We start from the raw sequence: 14,185 nt of genomic DNA on the forward strand, positions 1-14,185 counted from the left end.
ATTGATATCTGCGAAGAAATCGCGCGGGACTGGGATCGCGGCATTTCTGTCCAGGAGCTGAGCCGTCGCCACGGGGTCGGTCGCGACACCATCGCCAGGTGGATCCGGAAGACGGGTCGCATCGTCAACCCGCGCAACGGCAACCGACGCTACGACGAAGCACTCATCTTGGAAACTTTTAGAGCAACCCGTTCGGTCAACAAGGCAGCCATAGCGGCCGAAATATCGTGGGCTACCGCGCGCGCTGTTCTCTCACGATCTGGAAAACGGGCGGAAGGGAAATTGAAACCTGTTTCCGTCTCGCGGCCTGGAGGGGAAGTGGCACATCAGTCTTCACCCCATTCCTGATCAAAGAATCCCTTTTCGTTCTCCCAATCGGACGGGCCGCTAAACCCCAGATCCTTCGCGAGTTTCTGAATCTCTGCGACCCGCTTCGTCATGTCGCTTGGCGGATCAGCTGGGAGATCGGTGTGTTCGTGCGGTTTGCTTTCCATAACCCTTCCTGAAACGATACCGCCACAACTGATAGCGTCTCTTGGCCGGCTCGCCCTGCATCAGCAACGGCACCCTCCATGTCAGGTGATCTTATCATGGCACCCCTTCAGCGCCAAATATCTTGAAACCGTACCGCCGCCGTGCGGGTATAGCGGGCGGTATGCCGGGGATCGCGATGGCCGAGATAGTCCTGGATCAGCCGCAGGTCACGCCCGGCATGGGCCAGGGCGTGACCGCAGGAATGGCGCAGCATATGCGGATGCACCGCGCCGAGCCCGGCCCGCGCCGCGATGCGGGTCAGCAGATAATTCACCGCCTGCCGGGCCAGCGGCTGACCGCGCTCCGACAGAAACAACCAGGGCAGCGGATCGCCGCGACGGGCCAGATGCCGACGCAATGCCCGAAGCTCATCACCGGCCAGCGGCTGGCTGGTGGAAAGTCCGCGCTTCAGCCGCTGCACCCAGAACTGGCCAGAGGCCAGATCAAGATCTGTCCGGCGCAGGGCGATCAGCTCGCTGACCCGCAACCCGTGCCGATACATCAGCAACAGCATGAGATGATCGCGCGTGCCGTGCCGGCCGGACTTGGCCGCAGCCAGCAGGCGCTTGACCTCATCCGGGGTCAGATAGTCTCGGCGGCGCAGATGCGCATCCACCGGCGCGCTGCCGTCACTCTTGACAAAATGCCGGTCGGCCCGCCGTCGGATCATGTGATTTTGCCACGCGATTGCTGGTCCTGCCACTATACACTCTTTACAAATGCTCATTCTGTAAAGAGTCCGCTACGGACTACGTCGTAGCTTCCGGCCCAGAGCTGCCGTTCGCCAGAGTGGCCATCGCCGCAGCGCGGCTTCCCCATACCTGACCTTCGTGGCACCGTGCAGCATCGTTCAGGGCTTCAAGGTCAGCAATGCGGACAAAGCCGCCGTTTGCAGGTGCAGCATAACAGCACCGCTTGACCCGCCGCTGTCACTATCTATACTAATCAATATCTATTGAGGTATTGATTCGATGAACGAGCCGGAAGCACTTGGCGCCTTTGCTGCCCTGTCCCAGGAAACGCGACTGCGTGTCGTTCGACTGCTGGTGCAGGCCGGGCCGGAGGGCATGGCGGCCGGAGCGATAGGCGAGGCTTTGGGCGGCGCGACGACCTCGCGGTTGTCCTTTCATCTGACCCATCTCGAACATGCCGGGTTGATCCAATCCCGACGCGAGGGGCGTTTCATCATCTACAGTGCCGTTTTCCCGACGCTTGCCGGGCTGATTGAGTTCCTCATGCGCGATTGCTGCGATGGCCATCCGGAAATCTGCGCGCCGGTCGCGGCCGCTTTGTCCTGTTCCTGCTAACCCCAAAAGGATGCTCTTCATGGCTGAAGATCTACCCCGCATGTTCAACGTGCTGTTTCTCTGCACTGGAAATTCCGCCCGCTCGATCATTGCTGAAAGTGTGCTGCGCAAGGAAGGCAGCGACCGGTTCCGGGCCTATTCGGCCGGAAGCCAGCCGAAAGGAGAGGTGCATCCCCGGACGCTGAAAATCCTGCAAAACTACCATTATCCCACCGAGGGATTGCGTTCGAAAAGCTGGGACGAGTTCTCCGGCCCTGATGCGCCGGTCATGGATTTTGTCTTTACCGTCTGCGATGACGCCGCCGGGGAAACCTGTCCCTATTGGCCGGGGCAGCCCATGACGGCTCATTGGGGTCTCACCGATCCGGCGGCTGCGACGGGCAGCGACTTGCAGTGCGACATGGCCTTCATCGACACGCTGCGCTACATGAAAGCACGCATATCAGCCTTCGCCGCTTTGCCGATCAGCACGCTGGACCGCGCGAGCCTTGCGTCGAAGCTGCACGATATTGGACGGTCCGAGGGCGCGACCGGGGCAGGGAACGATATGAATGTCGTTCTTTATCACAACCCGGAATGCGGCACCTCGCGCAATGTGCTGGCGATGATCCGCAATGCCGGGATCGAGCCGCATGTTGTCGAATATCTCAAATCCCCGCCCTCGCGCGCGTTGCTGGAACGGCTGATCGCCCGTATGGGCATCGCGCCGCGCGATTTGCTGCGCGAGAAGGGCGCGCCCTATGCCGAATTGGGGCTGGACGACCCGAACCTGACCGATGCAGCGCTGATTGACGCGATGATGGCACATCCGATCCTGATCAACCGTCCCATCGTGGTCAGCCCGAAGGGCGTGCGGCTGTGTCGGCCTTCGGAACGGGTGCTGGATTTGCTGCCACCCCAGCAAGCCGCCTTCAGCAAGGAGGACGGCGAACAGGTCGTGGATGCCCAAGGCAACCGCACCCGCTCTGCCTGATCCGAGGAAACCCAGATGACCGCCCCCAACCCGGCCCGCCGGCTTTCTTTTCTCGACCGCTATCTGACGCTCTGGATATTTGCGGCCATGGCCCTTGGTCTGTTGCTTGGCACCGTCTTTCACGGTCTGCCGGATGCGCTGAACGCCATGTCGGTCGGCTCGACCAATATTCCTATCGCCATCGGCCTAATCCTGATGATGTATCCGCCGCTCGCGAAGGTTCGCTATGAAGAGCTGCCACAGGTTTTTGCTGACAAGCGGGTGCTGGTGCTGTCGCTGGTGCAGAATTGGCTGATCGGTCCGGTGCTGATGTTCGTGCTGGCGGTCATCTTCTTGCGCGACCAGCCGGAATATATGACCGGGCTGATCTTGATCGGCCTCGCCCGCTGCATTGCCATGGTTCTGGTCTGGAACCAGCTTGCGCGGGGCGACAACCAGTATGTTGCCGGGCTGGTGGCCTTCAACTCGATCTTCCAGATTCTGTTCTTCTCGACCTATGCTTGGCTGTTCCTGACTGTGTTGCCGCCGCTGTTCGGGCTTGAGGGCAGCGTCATCGACGTCGGCTTCCGGACCGTGACCGAGGCTGTGCTGCTCTATCTGGGTGTGCCCTTCGCCGCTGGTTTCCTGACCCGCCGCCTGTTGATCGCGCGCAAGGGTGACGCTTGGTATCGCGACGTCTTTCTGCCGAAGATCGGTCCCATCACGCTGGTCGCGCTCTTGTTCACGATTGTCGCCATGTTCAGCTTGAAAGGCGGGGATGTGGTGCGTCTGCCGCTGGATGTGGTCAGGATCGCCATTCCGCTGGTGCTGTATTTCGCCATCCAGTTCATGGTCAGCTTTGCCATGGGCCGATGGATCGCCAGGGACTATCCGCGCACCACCGCCATCGCCTTCACAGCGGCAGGCAACAATTTCGAGCTGGCGATTGCTGTTGCCATCGCCGCCTATGGGTTGGCCTCGCCAGTGGCCTTCGCGGCCGTCATTGGCCCGCTGGTCGAAGTCCCGGTGCTGATCCTGCTGGTGAATGTCGCCCTGCGCCTCAGACCCCGTTGGTTCCCCGCCGACACCGCGCCAATGGAGGCCCGCGCATGATCCCCGACCTGCCGAACCTGTCGCCCGAAGCCCTTATGCCGCTGGACAGTCCCACCGTTGCGCGCACGCCCCATCCGCCGCGCATTCTGCTGCTCTACGGCTCTCTGCGCGAACGATCCTACAGCCGTTTCGTCACCTTCGAGGCCGCACGCCTACTGCGTCATTTCGGTTGTGAAACCCGCGTGTTCCATGCCAATGGCCTGCCGCTGCCCGAGGATGCCGACCCATCACACCCCAAGGTGCAGGAGCTGCGCGACCTGTGTCTCTGGTCCGAAGGGCAGGTCTGGACCAGCCCGGAACGGCACGGCGCCATGACCGGCGTGATGAAGTCGCAGATCGACTGGATTCCGCTGTCGATGGGGGCGATCCGGCCTACGCAGGGCCGCACGCTGGCCGTCATGCAGGTTTCGGGTGGCTCGCAAAGCTTCAACGCGGTGAACCAGATGCGTGTCCTTGGCCGCTGGATGCGGATGGTAACGATCCCGAACCAGTCCTCGGTCGCCAAAGCGTATCAGGAGTTCGATGAGGCTGGCAGGATGCGCCCGTCCAGCTTTTACGACCGCATTGTCGATGTGATGGAGGAGCTGGTGAAGTTCACCCTGCTGACCCGCGACCTGTCGTCCTTCCTGACCGACCGCTACAGTGAGCGCAAGGAAGCGGCCGCTGATCTTGAGGAACGGGTAAATCTGAAAACCGCAACCTGATACAAGCACTCTGCGCAAACCACGCGTAATATATGCCGCAGATTGCCGAATGTTCGTGATGGGCTCTTCGCGTCGATGACACGACCCCGGCTGAAAGACCGATTGCGCCAAAAATCTGACGGAAAGCCAGAAATACCTGACAGATCACAGCCGCTGTCAGGTTCCAGAGGTTTTTGACTCACGGGTCGAGGATTTGCGGTGGCGGCGGGGCAAGATCGTCAGGCACTTCCACCCCAACCGTCGAGCGAAGCTGACCCAGTATCGCGGAGACACGGGGTCTACTATGCGCGACAAAGTTGCCGTTCGCTGCATTCTCAAAGTTTATGCCCCCGCCTGTGGGTGGCCTACGACAACAGCGTCAGCACTATGCCTCCGAGTGCAGCGAGCAAGACAACCAGCCAAGGAGATGCTTTCCATGCCATCAGCGCGACGAAACATGCCAAAGCGAGAGTGAAGTCCCGCATGTTGCCAATGGCACTGGTGAACACGGGTGAATAGAGCGCAGCGCCCAGAATGCCAACAACAGCGGCATTTGCACCCTGCATTGCAGACTGCGCCTGCGGTCTTGCACGGAACCCGTCCCAAAAGGGCAGCACGCCAATCAGCAGCAGAAAGCCGGGCAGGAACAGCGCCAGCAATGCCAAGGTGGCGCCGAGAACGCCATTCGGCTCAGGCTTAAGGATCGCACCAAGATAAGTTGCAAAGGTGAACAGTGGCCCTGGCACTGCTTGCGCGGCTCCATAGCCAGCCAAGAACTGATCCGACGTCACCCATCCCGGAGCCACGACTTCGGCTTGTAGAAGGGGCAGAACAACATGACCGCCTCCGAAGACCAGTGATCCAGCCCGGTAAAAGCTGTCCACCACGGCCCAGCCTTGGGACAGGCCGGCGAGAAGCGGCAGGCCCAGCAACAGCACCGCGAAAGCCGCAAGCGCGATGCCAGCCTGACCCTTGGTAACGGGCATCGTGATATGTCCGCCAACAGGGTTTGCCGGTCTACGGCCCAGCATCATGCCTGCGACAGCACCCATGATGATCGCGCCGACCATGCCGACCGCACCAGGAAGAATCGCCAGCATGGCGACGGCAACCACGGCGACGGTCGCCCGCTCACGGTCGGGGCAGAGGCTGCGCGCCATGCCCCACACCGCCTGCGCCACGATTGCGACAGCCACGATCTTCAAACCATGCAGGACGCCAGTGCCGATAGGACCGGACACAGTGGTGGCGGTGAGCGCAAAGACCAGCAGGATCAGAGCGGATGGAAGGGTGAAGGCGACGAAGGCCGCAAGTGCTCCCAGCCACCCGGCGCGGATCATCCCCAAGGCAAAGCCCACCTGCGAAGATGCTGGGCCAGGCATGAACTGGCACAGAGCAACGAGGTCCGCATAAGCTGCATCCGACAGCCAGCGCCTCCGCGTCACCAGCTCGTCACGGAAATATCCAAGGTGTGCGATCGGGCCGCCGAAAGACGTCAGGCCCAGCTTGAGAAAGGCGCCGAATACTTCGGATGGCGTGCCTGCATTGGATACTTTGTCAGATCGGTTCATCACGGGTTCGCCTCGCCTTTCAGTTGCCTCAGCCGATGAAAGCTGTTCCCTGCGAATCGCAGGTGGCCTTCATCTTAGAGGACAGCCAAGTCAAGCACAGGCCGCCTGCATTGAAGTATCGTGCGGCGGATGCCGGATAGATTGGCCTTACACGCTCATGCGAATGACGGCTTTGGGCTCGAAGCAGACCTGCGGCGGCGCGGCAGGCCCGTCGCCTTGGCGCGCCAGGCCCGCGGGCGCTGAGGGCCCTGAGCAGCCGTTCGCCAGAGCGGACATCGCCGCAGTGCGGCTTCCCCATACCTGACCTTCGTGGCACCTGCAGCATCGTTCAGGGCTTCAAGGTCAGCAGTGCGGGACTTTTCTGCCGTTCGTAGGAGCCATACAGTCGGAGTAGGATCGTGGACAACAGCTGTTACTAGGTCATGTTGACAAAAGGGATTCCACAAACCTGCGCCCTGTGATTCAAGCTCATCTCTACGTAGGAGATGAGCTTGGCGCGCTACTGATCGCCAAGTTGCTGCCTGTCGACGCGCCCCGAACAAGACCAAAGTTTGTTCGGAACTGGATATTCCCCGTGCTAACCTGACCGACGGGGAGGACGGCGGCATGAGCGATCGGCAGCACGTCGAGGAAATCGAGCGGGTTCTGGGCGGCAGCCAGACCGGGCGGGACGGCTTCGTCTCGGCCTCATGGCGGCGCTGCGTCGAGGTCTATGGCATGGACCCCATGCGGCGCGACCCGGCACATATCGTCACGCAAAGCGAATTGCGCGACCATCGCAAGCAAGCGGAATGGATGATCGGCGCGGCGCGATCCAGCCTGCAAAGCCTGTTCCGGCAGGTCGCCGGTCAGAATTACGCGCTGCTGCTGACCAATGCCGCGGGCGTCTGCGTGGACTTCTTTGGCGACGAGCTGTTTCTGGACGAGCTCAAGACCGCCGGGCTCTATCTCGGCTCGAACTGGTCCGAAGAACTTGTCGGAACCAGCGGAGTCGGCGCCTGTCTGGTGACGCAAGAGCCAGTGACCGTTCATCAGGACGACCATTTCGGCAATGCCCATATCGCGCTCAGCTGCACATCGGCGCCGATCTTCGACAGCCTCGGCGCACTGGCGGCGGTGCTGGACATCTCGCTGCTGCGCTCGCCCACGCCCAAGCGCAGCCAGAATCTGGCGATGAGCCTGGTGACCAATGCGGCGCGACGGGTCGAGATGGCAAACTTGATGGCCGAAAGTCGCCGCGACTGGGTGCTGCGCCTGTCCGACAGTCCCGAGTTTCTGGACGTGGACCCCGAAGCGGCGGTGCGGCTGGACGATTCGGGTCGGGTGCTGGGCTACACGCACGGCGCAAGGCGACTGTTCCCCGATGGCTCTCCCGTCCTTGGTCGGCGTATCGACGAGGCGCTGGGCCTGACCATCGACGACCTGCCCGACCTGATGCGCGACCGCCCGACCGAGGAACGCATCCTCGAGATGCGCGAGGGCGGCGCGCTGTTCGGCCATGCCATCGCGCCGCAGGCACCACGCAAAGCGCTGCGCTTCGATCGTCGCGCCGGGCCGCTGGCCAGCCTGTCGGACGGTGACCCGGCGATGACGCATCTGCTGACCCAGGCCGCGAAACTCGCGTGCACTTCGGTGCCGCTGCTGATCGCGGGCGAATCCGGCACCGGCAAGACCAAGCTGGCCCATGCGATCCACATGACCGGCGGCGCCAGCGGCTTTCTGGCCCTGGACTGCGCCGGGGTGGGCGGCGGCGATCTGCGGCAGGCCTGTTCGGACCTGCCCGGCGGCGCCACCCTGCTGCTGCGCCGGATCGAGGATCTGCCGGCGGAAACCGCACCGCTTCTGACCGCCCTGCTGGACGGGCGCGCCGGGCTGCGTGTCCTGTCCACCACCTGTGCGGCCCCGGCGGCACTGGACCTGCCCCGACCGCTGTTCCATCGCCTTGCCGGTGCCATTCTGACCCTGCCGCCGCTGCGCCAGCGCCAAGACATCGGCTGGCTGCTGGACCGGATCCTGCGCCGGCGCACGTCGCAGGACATGCGCCTGTCACCCTCGGCCCGCGCGGCGCTGCTGGGCCGGCCCTGGCCCGGCAATCTGCGCGAGCTGGAGCAGGTGCTGGATGTGGCAATCGCGCTCTGTGAGGGGCGCGTCATCGACCTGCCGGACCTGCCGGTGCCGGTCGACCGCGCCGCCGCGTCCGGCGCCGATGCACCGGGCGAGCCGCTGGAACAGGTGATGGAGGCCTGCGGCTGGAACATGGCGCGTGCGGCGCGACGGCTGGGCGTGAACCGCTCGACCGTGCTGCGCCGGCTTCGCGCTGCCGGGTTGCAGCCGCCCGCCTGAAATGTTGCGCCCCGTTGCGCGCGCAACACGCTGCATCGCAGCGGTCGCTTTTACGGCCCGCCTCGCTTTGTCGTGATGGATCGGATGGGCAGACGCCGCCGATAGTCGACCTCGAACAACGCGCATGAGGAGGAGACGCGATGCTCGATTCTACCGTTACGAGCCGCACGCAGGCCGTTCTGGACCAGCTCAACACAGCATTGGAACAGGGGGATGTTGCCGCTGCTGCCGGGCTTTTTGCTGCCGACAGCTACTGGCGCGATCTGATCGCGCTGACCTGGAACCTGAAGACCGTCGAAAACCCCGAGGGCGTCGCCGACATGCTCAGCCATCAGCTGGCGCACACCCGCCCCGGCAATTTCCAGATCCAGAAAGGAGAGATCCCCGCCGAGGAGGGCGGCGTGATCACCGCCTGGATCACTTTCGAAACCGGCGTGGGTCGGGGCTGGGGCCTGATGCGTCTGCGCGATGACCGCATCTGGACGCTGCTGACCGCGCTGCAGGAACTGAAAGGCCACGAGGAAAGCCGTGGCGTCCGCCGCCCGATGGGGGCCGAGCATGGTGCCCGCAAGAACCGCACCACCTGGAAAGAGCAGCGCGAGCACGATGCCGCCACGCTGGGCTATGAAACGCAGCCCTATACCGTCATCATCGGCGGCGGACAGGGCGGCATCGCCCTTGGCGCGCGGCTGCGGCAACTGGGCGTGCCGACCATCGTTCTGGACAAGCATGACCGCCCCGGCGACCAGTGGCGCAGCCGCTACAAGTCCCTGTGCCTGCATGACCCGATCTGGTACGACCACCTGCCCTATATCAAGTTCCCAGACAACTGGCCGGTGTTCACCCCCAAGGACAAGGTCGGTGACTGGCTGGAAATGTATACGCGGGTGATGGAGCTGAACTACTGGACCCGCTCAGAAGTCGAGAAGGCAAGCTTTGACGAGGCCTCGGGCACCTGGACGGTCGAGGTGAACCGCGACGGCGAAAAGGTCACGCTGCACCCGACGCAACTGGTGCTGGCGACCGGTATGTCGGGCAAGGCCAATATGCCGAAATTCCCTGGCATGGAGGACTTCAAGGGCACGATCCAGCATTCCTCGCAGCACAAGGGCCCGGATGACTGGGCCGGGAAAAAGGTGGTGGTTATCGGCTCGAACAACTCGGCGCATGACATCTGCGCCGCGCTGTGGGAGGCGGATGCCGACGTGACCATGGTGCAGCGCTCCTCGACGCATATCGTGCGCTCGGACACGCTGATGGATATCGGTCTGGGCGGGCTTTACTCGGAACAGGCGCTGGCCAACGGCATCACCACCGAAAAGGCCGACATGATCTTTGCCTCGCTGCCCTACAAGATCATGCACGAATTCCAGATCCCGCTTTATGACAAGATGCGCGAGCGCGACGCCGATTTCTACGCCGGTCTTGAAAAGGCGGGCTTCCAGCTGGACTGGGGCGACGACGGCTCGGGGCTGTTCATGAAGTACCTGCGCCGGGGCTCGGGCTATTACATCGACGTGGGCGCAAGCCAGCTCATCATCGACGGCGAGGTCAAACTGGCGCATGGTAATATCGACCATTTCGAGGAAGACGCCGTGGTGCTGACCGACGGCACCCGCCTGCCCGCCGATCTGGTGGTGCTGGCCACGGGCTTTGGCTCGATGAACGGCTGGGCGGCCGATCTGATCAGCAAGGAGGTCGCCGACAAGGTGGGCAAGGTCTGGGGTCTTGGCTCAGCCACGACCAAGGACCCCGGCCCGTGGGAAGGCGAGCAACGCAACATGTGGAAGCCGACGCAGCAGGAAAACCTGTGGTTCCACGGCGGTAACCTGCACCAGTCGCGGCATTACTCGCTTTATCTGGCGCTGCAGCTGAAGGCGCGGATGGAGGGGATCGAGACCCCGGTCTATGGCCTGCAACAGGTCAACCACCTGTCCTGACCCTTCGAGATCAGCCTGTCCGCTCGCTGCGAGCGGGCAGGAGATTTCAACGAACAGCTCAATAGGAACATCATGTCTCTTGCAAGAAAGACCGCCCTTGTTACGGGCGGGGCGCGCGGTATTGGCCTTGGCATCGCCGAGCGTCTGGCCGCCGATGGCGCGAAAATCGCGCTCGTGGACCTGAACCCCGGTCCGCTGGCCGAGGCGGCCAGCCGCTTTGCCCCGGAGAAGGTGATCACCATCGCGGCGGATGTGACCGACCGCCAGCAGATCATCAACGCCATCGACCAGACCGCCGAACGGCTGGGCGGTTTTGACATCATGGTCAACAACGCCGGCATCGCTCAGGTCCAGCCCATTGCCGAGATCACCGAGGCCGAGATGGACCGGGTTTTCGCGGTCAACGTGAAAGGCGTGCTCTGGGGCATCCAGGCCGCCGCAGCGCGTTTCAAGAAAGACGGCACCAGGGGCAAAATCATCTCGGCCGCCTCGATTGCCGCGCATGAGGGTTTTCCCATGCTCGGCGCCTATTGCGCCACGAAATTCGCCGTGCGCGCCCTGACCCAGGTTGCCGCCAAGGAGTTCGCCGCCGATGGCATCACGGTGAACGCCTATTGTCCCGGCGTGGTCGGCACCGACATGTGGACCGAGATCGACGCGCGCTTCGCCGAACTCACCGGCGCCGAGAAGGGCGCGACCTTCGACAAGTTCGTGGGCTCCATCGCTTTGGGCCGGGCGCAGACGCCGCAGGATGTGGCAAGTCTGGTGTCTTACCTCGCCGGTCCCGACAGCGACTACATGACCGGCCAGTCGATCCTGATCGACGGCGGCATGGTCTATCGCTGAATCGCTCCTGAAAGGAAAACCAAGATGAAAGCAGCCCGTTGGCATGCGGCACGCGACATTCGCGTCGAGGACGTGCCCGAACCCAAACCCGGCCCGGGAGAGGTCAAGGTCAAGGTAGCCTGGACCGGCATCTGCGGCAGCGACCTGCATGAATACCTGGCCGGGCCGATCTTTGTGCCGGTAGGCCAGGATCACCCGCTGAGCCATGACAAGGCTCCGATCACCATGGGCCACGAATACTGCGGCATGGTGACAGAACTGGGCGAGGGCGTCAGCGGCCTTGCCATCGGCGACCGGGTGGCGATCGAGCCGATCTTTGCCTGTGGCACATGCCCCGCCTGCCTCGAAGGCAAATACAACCTCTGCGACAAGCTGGGTTTTGTCGGCCTCTCGGGCGGCCATGGCGGCTTTGCGGCCTATTCGGTGGTGCCCGCGCGCATGGTCCACAAGATCCCCGATGGCCTGTCGATGGAACAGGGCGCGCTGGTCGAGCCTGCGGCGGTGGCGCTGCATGCCGTGCGCCTGTCCAGGATCAAGGCGGGCGACACGGCGGCGGTGTTCGGCGCCGGTCCCATCGGCCTTCTGGTGGTCGAGGCGCTGCGCGTCGCCGGCGCGGCGCAGATCCATGTCGTCGAACCCTCCGAGGTGCGCCGGCAAAAGGCGCTGGAACTGGGCGCAACCACCGTCATCGACCCGATGGCCGGCGATGCTGTCGCCGCCATCCGGCAGGCCAGCGGCGGCGTGCATGTGACCTTCGAGGTGACGGGCGTGCCGCGCGTGCTACCGCAATGCATCGATGCCACCCGGCATGAAGGCCAGGTGCTGATCGTCTCGATCTGGGAAGGTGATGCCGCGTTCCACCCCAACACCGTGGTGCTCAAGGAACGGCAATTGCAGGGCACCATCGCCTATCGCAACGTCTATCCTGCGGTCATGGCGCTGATGGAGCAGGGCTATTTCAATGCCGAAAAGCTGGTAACCAAGCGGATCGCGCTGGACGACATCGTGACCGAAGGCTTCGAGGCACTGGTGGCCGAGAAATCGCACGTCAAGATCCTGGTCGAAGCGCCCGCGTAACACGCGCGACGGGGGCGGTCGCTGGCCGCCCCCAAAGCTTAACCCCCGTTGGCCAATGAGAGCCCGGGCCGGGCACCGGCAGTCGATCTGCTGAGGGAACGCCTGCCAGCGTCCTGTCTTGGACCTCGTGCCAACTAGGCGATGTATGGACGCAGGCAACATGTTCGATTAGTTTAGGTCATGTTGACAAATGGCGGAGCCAGAGCCTGATGCAGGCGATGTCAATGAAGCCGAGGAAACTGTCTGCAGTTTTGTCGTAACGGGTCGCCAGCCGTCGGCTGTTCTTCAGTTTGTTGAAACAACGCTCGACCATATTGCGCAGTGTGTAGATGGTCATGTCGACAGCGTTGCGCACCTTTCGGTTCTTTCGCATCGGGATCATTGGCAGGGCATTTCGGCCCTCGACATCTGCCCGAATTTTATCAGAGTCATAGCCCCTGTCGGCGACCAGAACTGCTGGCTGCGGCAGGTTGTCGGCCATCACCAGATCATAGCCGGTGTAGTCGGAATCCTGCCCAGGCGTGATCTCGGTTCTCATCGGGAGGCCAGCGCCGTTGACGCGGAGATGGATCTTGGTCGAAAACCCACCTCTCGAACGGCCAAGAGCCTCTTTCGGAGTCCCCCTTTTGCGCCGGCCGCATGGTGGTGGGCCCTGATCACGGTGCTGTCGATCATCTGGAGCTTGTCGGGCGCAAGCTTCGCGTGGTTCAAGGCATCCAGGATGTCTTCCCGCAGCCCGGCGAGCGTCCAGCGCCGGAACTGCCGATAGATGGAGGACCACTTGCCAAACTCCTCTGGCAGGTCCCGCCAGGGCGCGCCGGTCCGCGCGATCCAGAAAATACCATCCATAACAAGCCGATGGTCCGCAGGTTTGCGCCCGTTCGGATGCCGGACGGCTCGGATGAAGCCCTCAAAGAATGTCCATTCGTCGTCGGACATCAGGTTGCGTGCCAAGCTCATCTCCTACGTAGAGATGAGCTTGAATCACAGGGCGCAGGTCTGTGGAATCCCTTTTGTCAACATGACCTAGCCATCATACATTCCGGAGATTGGGATGATTGGGTTGTCTGAAGAAGAAGTAACCGCTCTCGAGGCCGCCAAAGCGTCTGCGCTCGCCGCTCAGATTATTATTGATCGGCTGGTGAGAAAAAGCCGCGATGCTCGCCTGACCGAGATCCTTGCAAGAAAAACGGCCCGGCCTGCTGCCAAGCCGATGGTATTGCTGGAAAAGACCCCGGAACGACAAGATTTTCCAAAGCCAGCTTCGCGTATGCCACAGCATCCTAAGAACCGCTGGAACTGGAGGCCACCTGCACCACCTGAAACTGCGGTCGTTCGTGAGACCTTCGATCTTGTGAAATCATTCGGTGGACTGGCATCCACACATTCGCTTGACCACACTCAAACCAAACGGGCGCTGCGAGAGGCGGGAATTGATATCTGCGAAGAAATCGCGCGGGACTGGGATCGCGGCATTTCTGTCCAGGAGCTGAGCCGTCGCCACGGGGTCGGTCGCGACACCATCGCCAGGTGGATCCGGAAGACGGGTCGCGTCGTCAACCCGCGCAACGGCAACCGACGCTACGACGAAGCACTCATCTTGGATGGGTTGTATCGGTCGGACTGGAGCCTAGCGCCTACGGTACACATTCGATGCGGCGAACCAAGGTGGCGCAGATCTACAAGAAGACCGGAAACCTACGGGCGGTCCAGCTGCTGCTTGGCCATACGAAGATGGACAGCACGGTGCGCTATCTCGGTGTCGACATCGAGGATGCTTTGACGCTCTCTGAGGGGATCGACCTTTAGAAAACTAATC

General features: G+C 62.6%; 13 protein-coding genes and 1 pseudogene. 10 read left to right on the forward strand and 4 right to left on the reverse strand.

The window, feature by feature from the left end:
- The coding region (locus ACFOMP_RS19590; protein ID WP_379033698.1) for a hypothetical protein at window positions 1-348 on the forward strand (348 nt) is incomplete at its 5' end.
- Here the strand turns inward: ACFOMP_RS19590 and ACFOMP_RS19595 are convergent.
- Entirely contained in the window at window positions 327-494 is a 168-nt protein-coding gene (locus ACFOMP_RS19595) for a hypothetical protein (protein WP_379033701.1), read from the reverse strand. The two genes, ACFOMP_RS19590 and ACFOMP_RS19595, sit on opposite strands and share 22 nt — an antisense overlap.
- 107 nt (window positions 495-601) lie before the next feature.
- Window positions 602-1,204 (reverse strand): tyrosine-type recombinase/integrase, encoded by a 603-nt coding sequence (locus tag ACFOMP_RS19600; RefSeq protein WP_379033704.1) that lies wholly within the window; start codon window positions 1,202-1,204, stop codon window positions 602-604.
- 301 nt (window positions 1,205-1,505) lie between these two features.
- Here ACFOMP_RS19600 and ACFOMP_RS19605 point away from each other — a divergent pair, with 301 nt between their 5' ends.
- Genes ACFOMP_RS19605 through arsH form a run of 4 tightly spaced genes read left to right on the forward strand, consistent with a single transcriptional unit; the run spans window position 1,506 to window position 4,610 of the window.
- The gene (locus ACFOMP_RS19605) at window positions 1,506-1,841 is read left to right on the forward strand and encodes an ArsR/SmtB family transcription factor (RefSeq protein WP_379033707.1); all 336 of its coding nucleotides are present in this window, start codon (window positions 1,506-1,508) and stop codon (window positions 1,839-1,841) included.
- A gap of 19 nt (window positions 1,842-1,860) precedes the next feature.
- Window positions 1,861-2,814 carry an arsenate reductase (glutaredoxin) gene (gene arsC / locus ACFOMP_RS19860; RefSeq protein WP_449302615.1) on the forward strand — a complete coding sequence of 318 codons (954 nt, stop codon included), beginning with the start codon at window positions 1,861-1,863 and terminating at the stop codon, window positions 2,812-2,814.
- Window positions 2,815-2,829: 15 nt separating this feature from the next.
- Window positions 2,830-3,906, forward strand: coding sequence for an ACR3 family arsenite efflux transporter (arsB, locus tag ACFOMP_RS19620; RefSeq protein WP_379033710.1), 1,077 nt, complete (start codon window positions 2,830-2,832; stop codon window positions 3,904-3,906).
- Window positions 3,903-4,610, forward strand: a complete 708-nt coding sequence (arsH, locus tag ACFOMP_RS19625) for an arsenical resistance protein ArsH (protein ID WP_379033713.1) — start codon at window positions 3,903-3,905, stop codon at window positions 4,608-4,610. The genes arsB and arsH overlap by 4 nt, the downstream gene beginning before the upstream one ends.
- Before the next feature lie 344 nt (window positions 4,611-4,954).
- On the opposite strand, the gene chrA is transcribed toward arsH, so the two are convergent.
- Complete coding sequence (gene chrA, locus ACFOMP_RS19630; protein WP_379033716.1) at window positions 4,955-6,160, reverse strand: chromate efflux transporter; 1,206 nt, start codon at window positions 6,158-6,160, stop codon at window positions 4,955-4,957.
- Window positions 6,161-6,766: 606 nt separating this feature from the next.
- Here chrA and ACFOMP_RS19635 point away from each other — a divergent pair.
- From ACFOMP_RS19635 to ACFOMP_RS19650, 4 genes are all read left to right on the forward strand, one after another.
- Window positions 6,767-8,503 (forward strand): sigma-54-dependent Fis family transcriptional regulator, encoded by a 1,737-nt coding sequence (locus ACFOMP_RS19635; protein ID WP_114350891.1) that lies wholly within the window; start codon window positions 6,767-6,769, stop codon window positions 8,501-8,503.
- A gap of 140 nt (window positions 8,504-8,643) precedes the next feature.
- Complete coding sequence (locus tag ACFOMP_RS19640; RefSeq protein WP_379033719.1) at window positions 8,644-10,443, forward strand: flavin-containing monooxygenase; 1,800 nt, start codon at window positions 8,644-8,646, stop codon at window positions 10,441-10,443.
- A 72-nt stretch (window positions 10,444-10,515) separates the two neighbouring features.
- Window positions 10,516-11,289, forward strand: coding sequence for an acetoin reductase (locus ACFOMP_RS19645; protein ID WP_114350893.1), 774 nt, complete (start codon window positions 10,516-10,518; stop codon window positions 11,287-11,289).
- 24 nt (window positions 11,290-11,313) lie between these two features.
- Window positions 11,314-12,366, forward strand: a complete 1,053-nt coding sequence (locus ACFOMP_RS19650) for a 2,3-butanediol dehydrogenase (protein WP_114350894.1) — start codon at window positions 11,314-11,316, stop codon at window positions 12,364-12,366.
- 178 nt (window positions 12,367-12,544) lie between these two features.
- On the opposite strand, the gene ACFOMP_RS19655 is transcribed toward ACFOMP_RS19650, so the two are convergent.
- Window positions 12,545-13,326, reverse strand: a protein-coding gene (locus tag ACFOMP_RS19655; protein ID WP_379033724.1) for an IS5 family transposase whose coding sequence is annotated in 2 segments (ribosomal slippage) — window positions 12,545-12,984 and window positions 12,984-13,326 — 783 coding nt in all. Because the reading frame shifts where the segments join, the coding sequence is not laid out codon by codon here.
- 645 nt (window positions 13,327-13,971) lie between these two features.
- Between ACFOMP_RS19655 and ACFOMP_RS19660 the strand changes: the two are divergent.
- Window positions 13,972-14,175 (forward strand): annotated as a pseudogene (locus ACFOMP_RS19660) (integrase); the annotation flags it as partial.
- Window positions 14,176-14,185 lie beyond the last annotated feature (10 nt).

The sequence above is a fragment of the Paracoccus simplex genome (genome assembly GCF_042648325.1).
GTDB lineage: Bacteria > Pseudomonadota > Alphaproteobacteria > Rhodobacterales > Rhodobacteraceae > Paracoccus > Paracoccus simplex.

Coding starts and splice junctions, on each gene's coding strand:
- ACFOMP_RS19595 (WP_379033701.1), bottom strand. CDS start 494: ATGGAAAGCAAACCGCACGAACACACCGATCTCCCAGCTGATCCGCCA.
- ACFOMP_RS19600 (WP_379033704.1), bottom strand. CDS start 1,204: ATGATCCGACGGCGGGCCGACCGGCATTTTGTCAAGAGTGACGGCAGC.
- ACFOMP_RS19605 (WP_379033707.1), top strand. CDS start 1,506: ATGAACGAGCCGGAAGCACTTGGCGCCTTTGCTGCCCTGTCCCAGGAA.
- arsC (WP_449302615.1), top strand. CDS start 1,861: ATGGCTGAAGATCTACCCCGCATGTTCAACGTGCTGTTTCTCTGCACT.
- arsB (WP_379033710.1), top strand. CDS start 2,830: ATGACCGCCCCCAACCCGGCCCGCCGGCTTTCTTTTCTCGACCGCTAT.
- arsH (WP_379033713.1), top strand. CDS start 3,903: ATGATCCCCGACCTGCCGAACCTGTCGCCCGAAGCCCTTATGCCGCTG.
- chrA (WP_379033716.1), bottom strand. CDS start 6,160: ATGAACCGATCTGACAAAGTATCCAATGCAGGCACGCCATCCGAAGTA.
- ACFOMP_RS19635 (WP_114350891.1), top strand. CDS start 6,767: ATGAGCGATCGGCAGCACGTCGAGGAAATCGAGCGGGTTCTGGGCGGC.
- ACFOMP_RS19640 (WP_379033719.1), top strand. CDS start 8,644: ATGCTCGATTCTACCGTTACGAGCCGCACGCAGGCCGTTCTGGACCAG.
- ACFOMP_RS19645 (WP_114350893.1), top strand. CDS start 10,516: ATGTCTCTTGCAAGAAAGACCGCCCTTGTTACGGGCGGGGCGCGCGGT.
- ACFOMP_RS19650 (WP_114350894.1), top strand. CDS start 11,314: ATGAAAGCAGCCCGTTGGCATGCGGCACGCGACATTCGCGTCGAGGAC.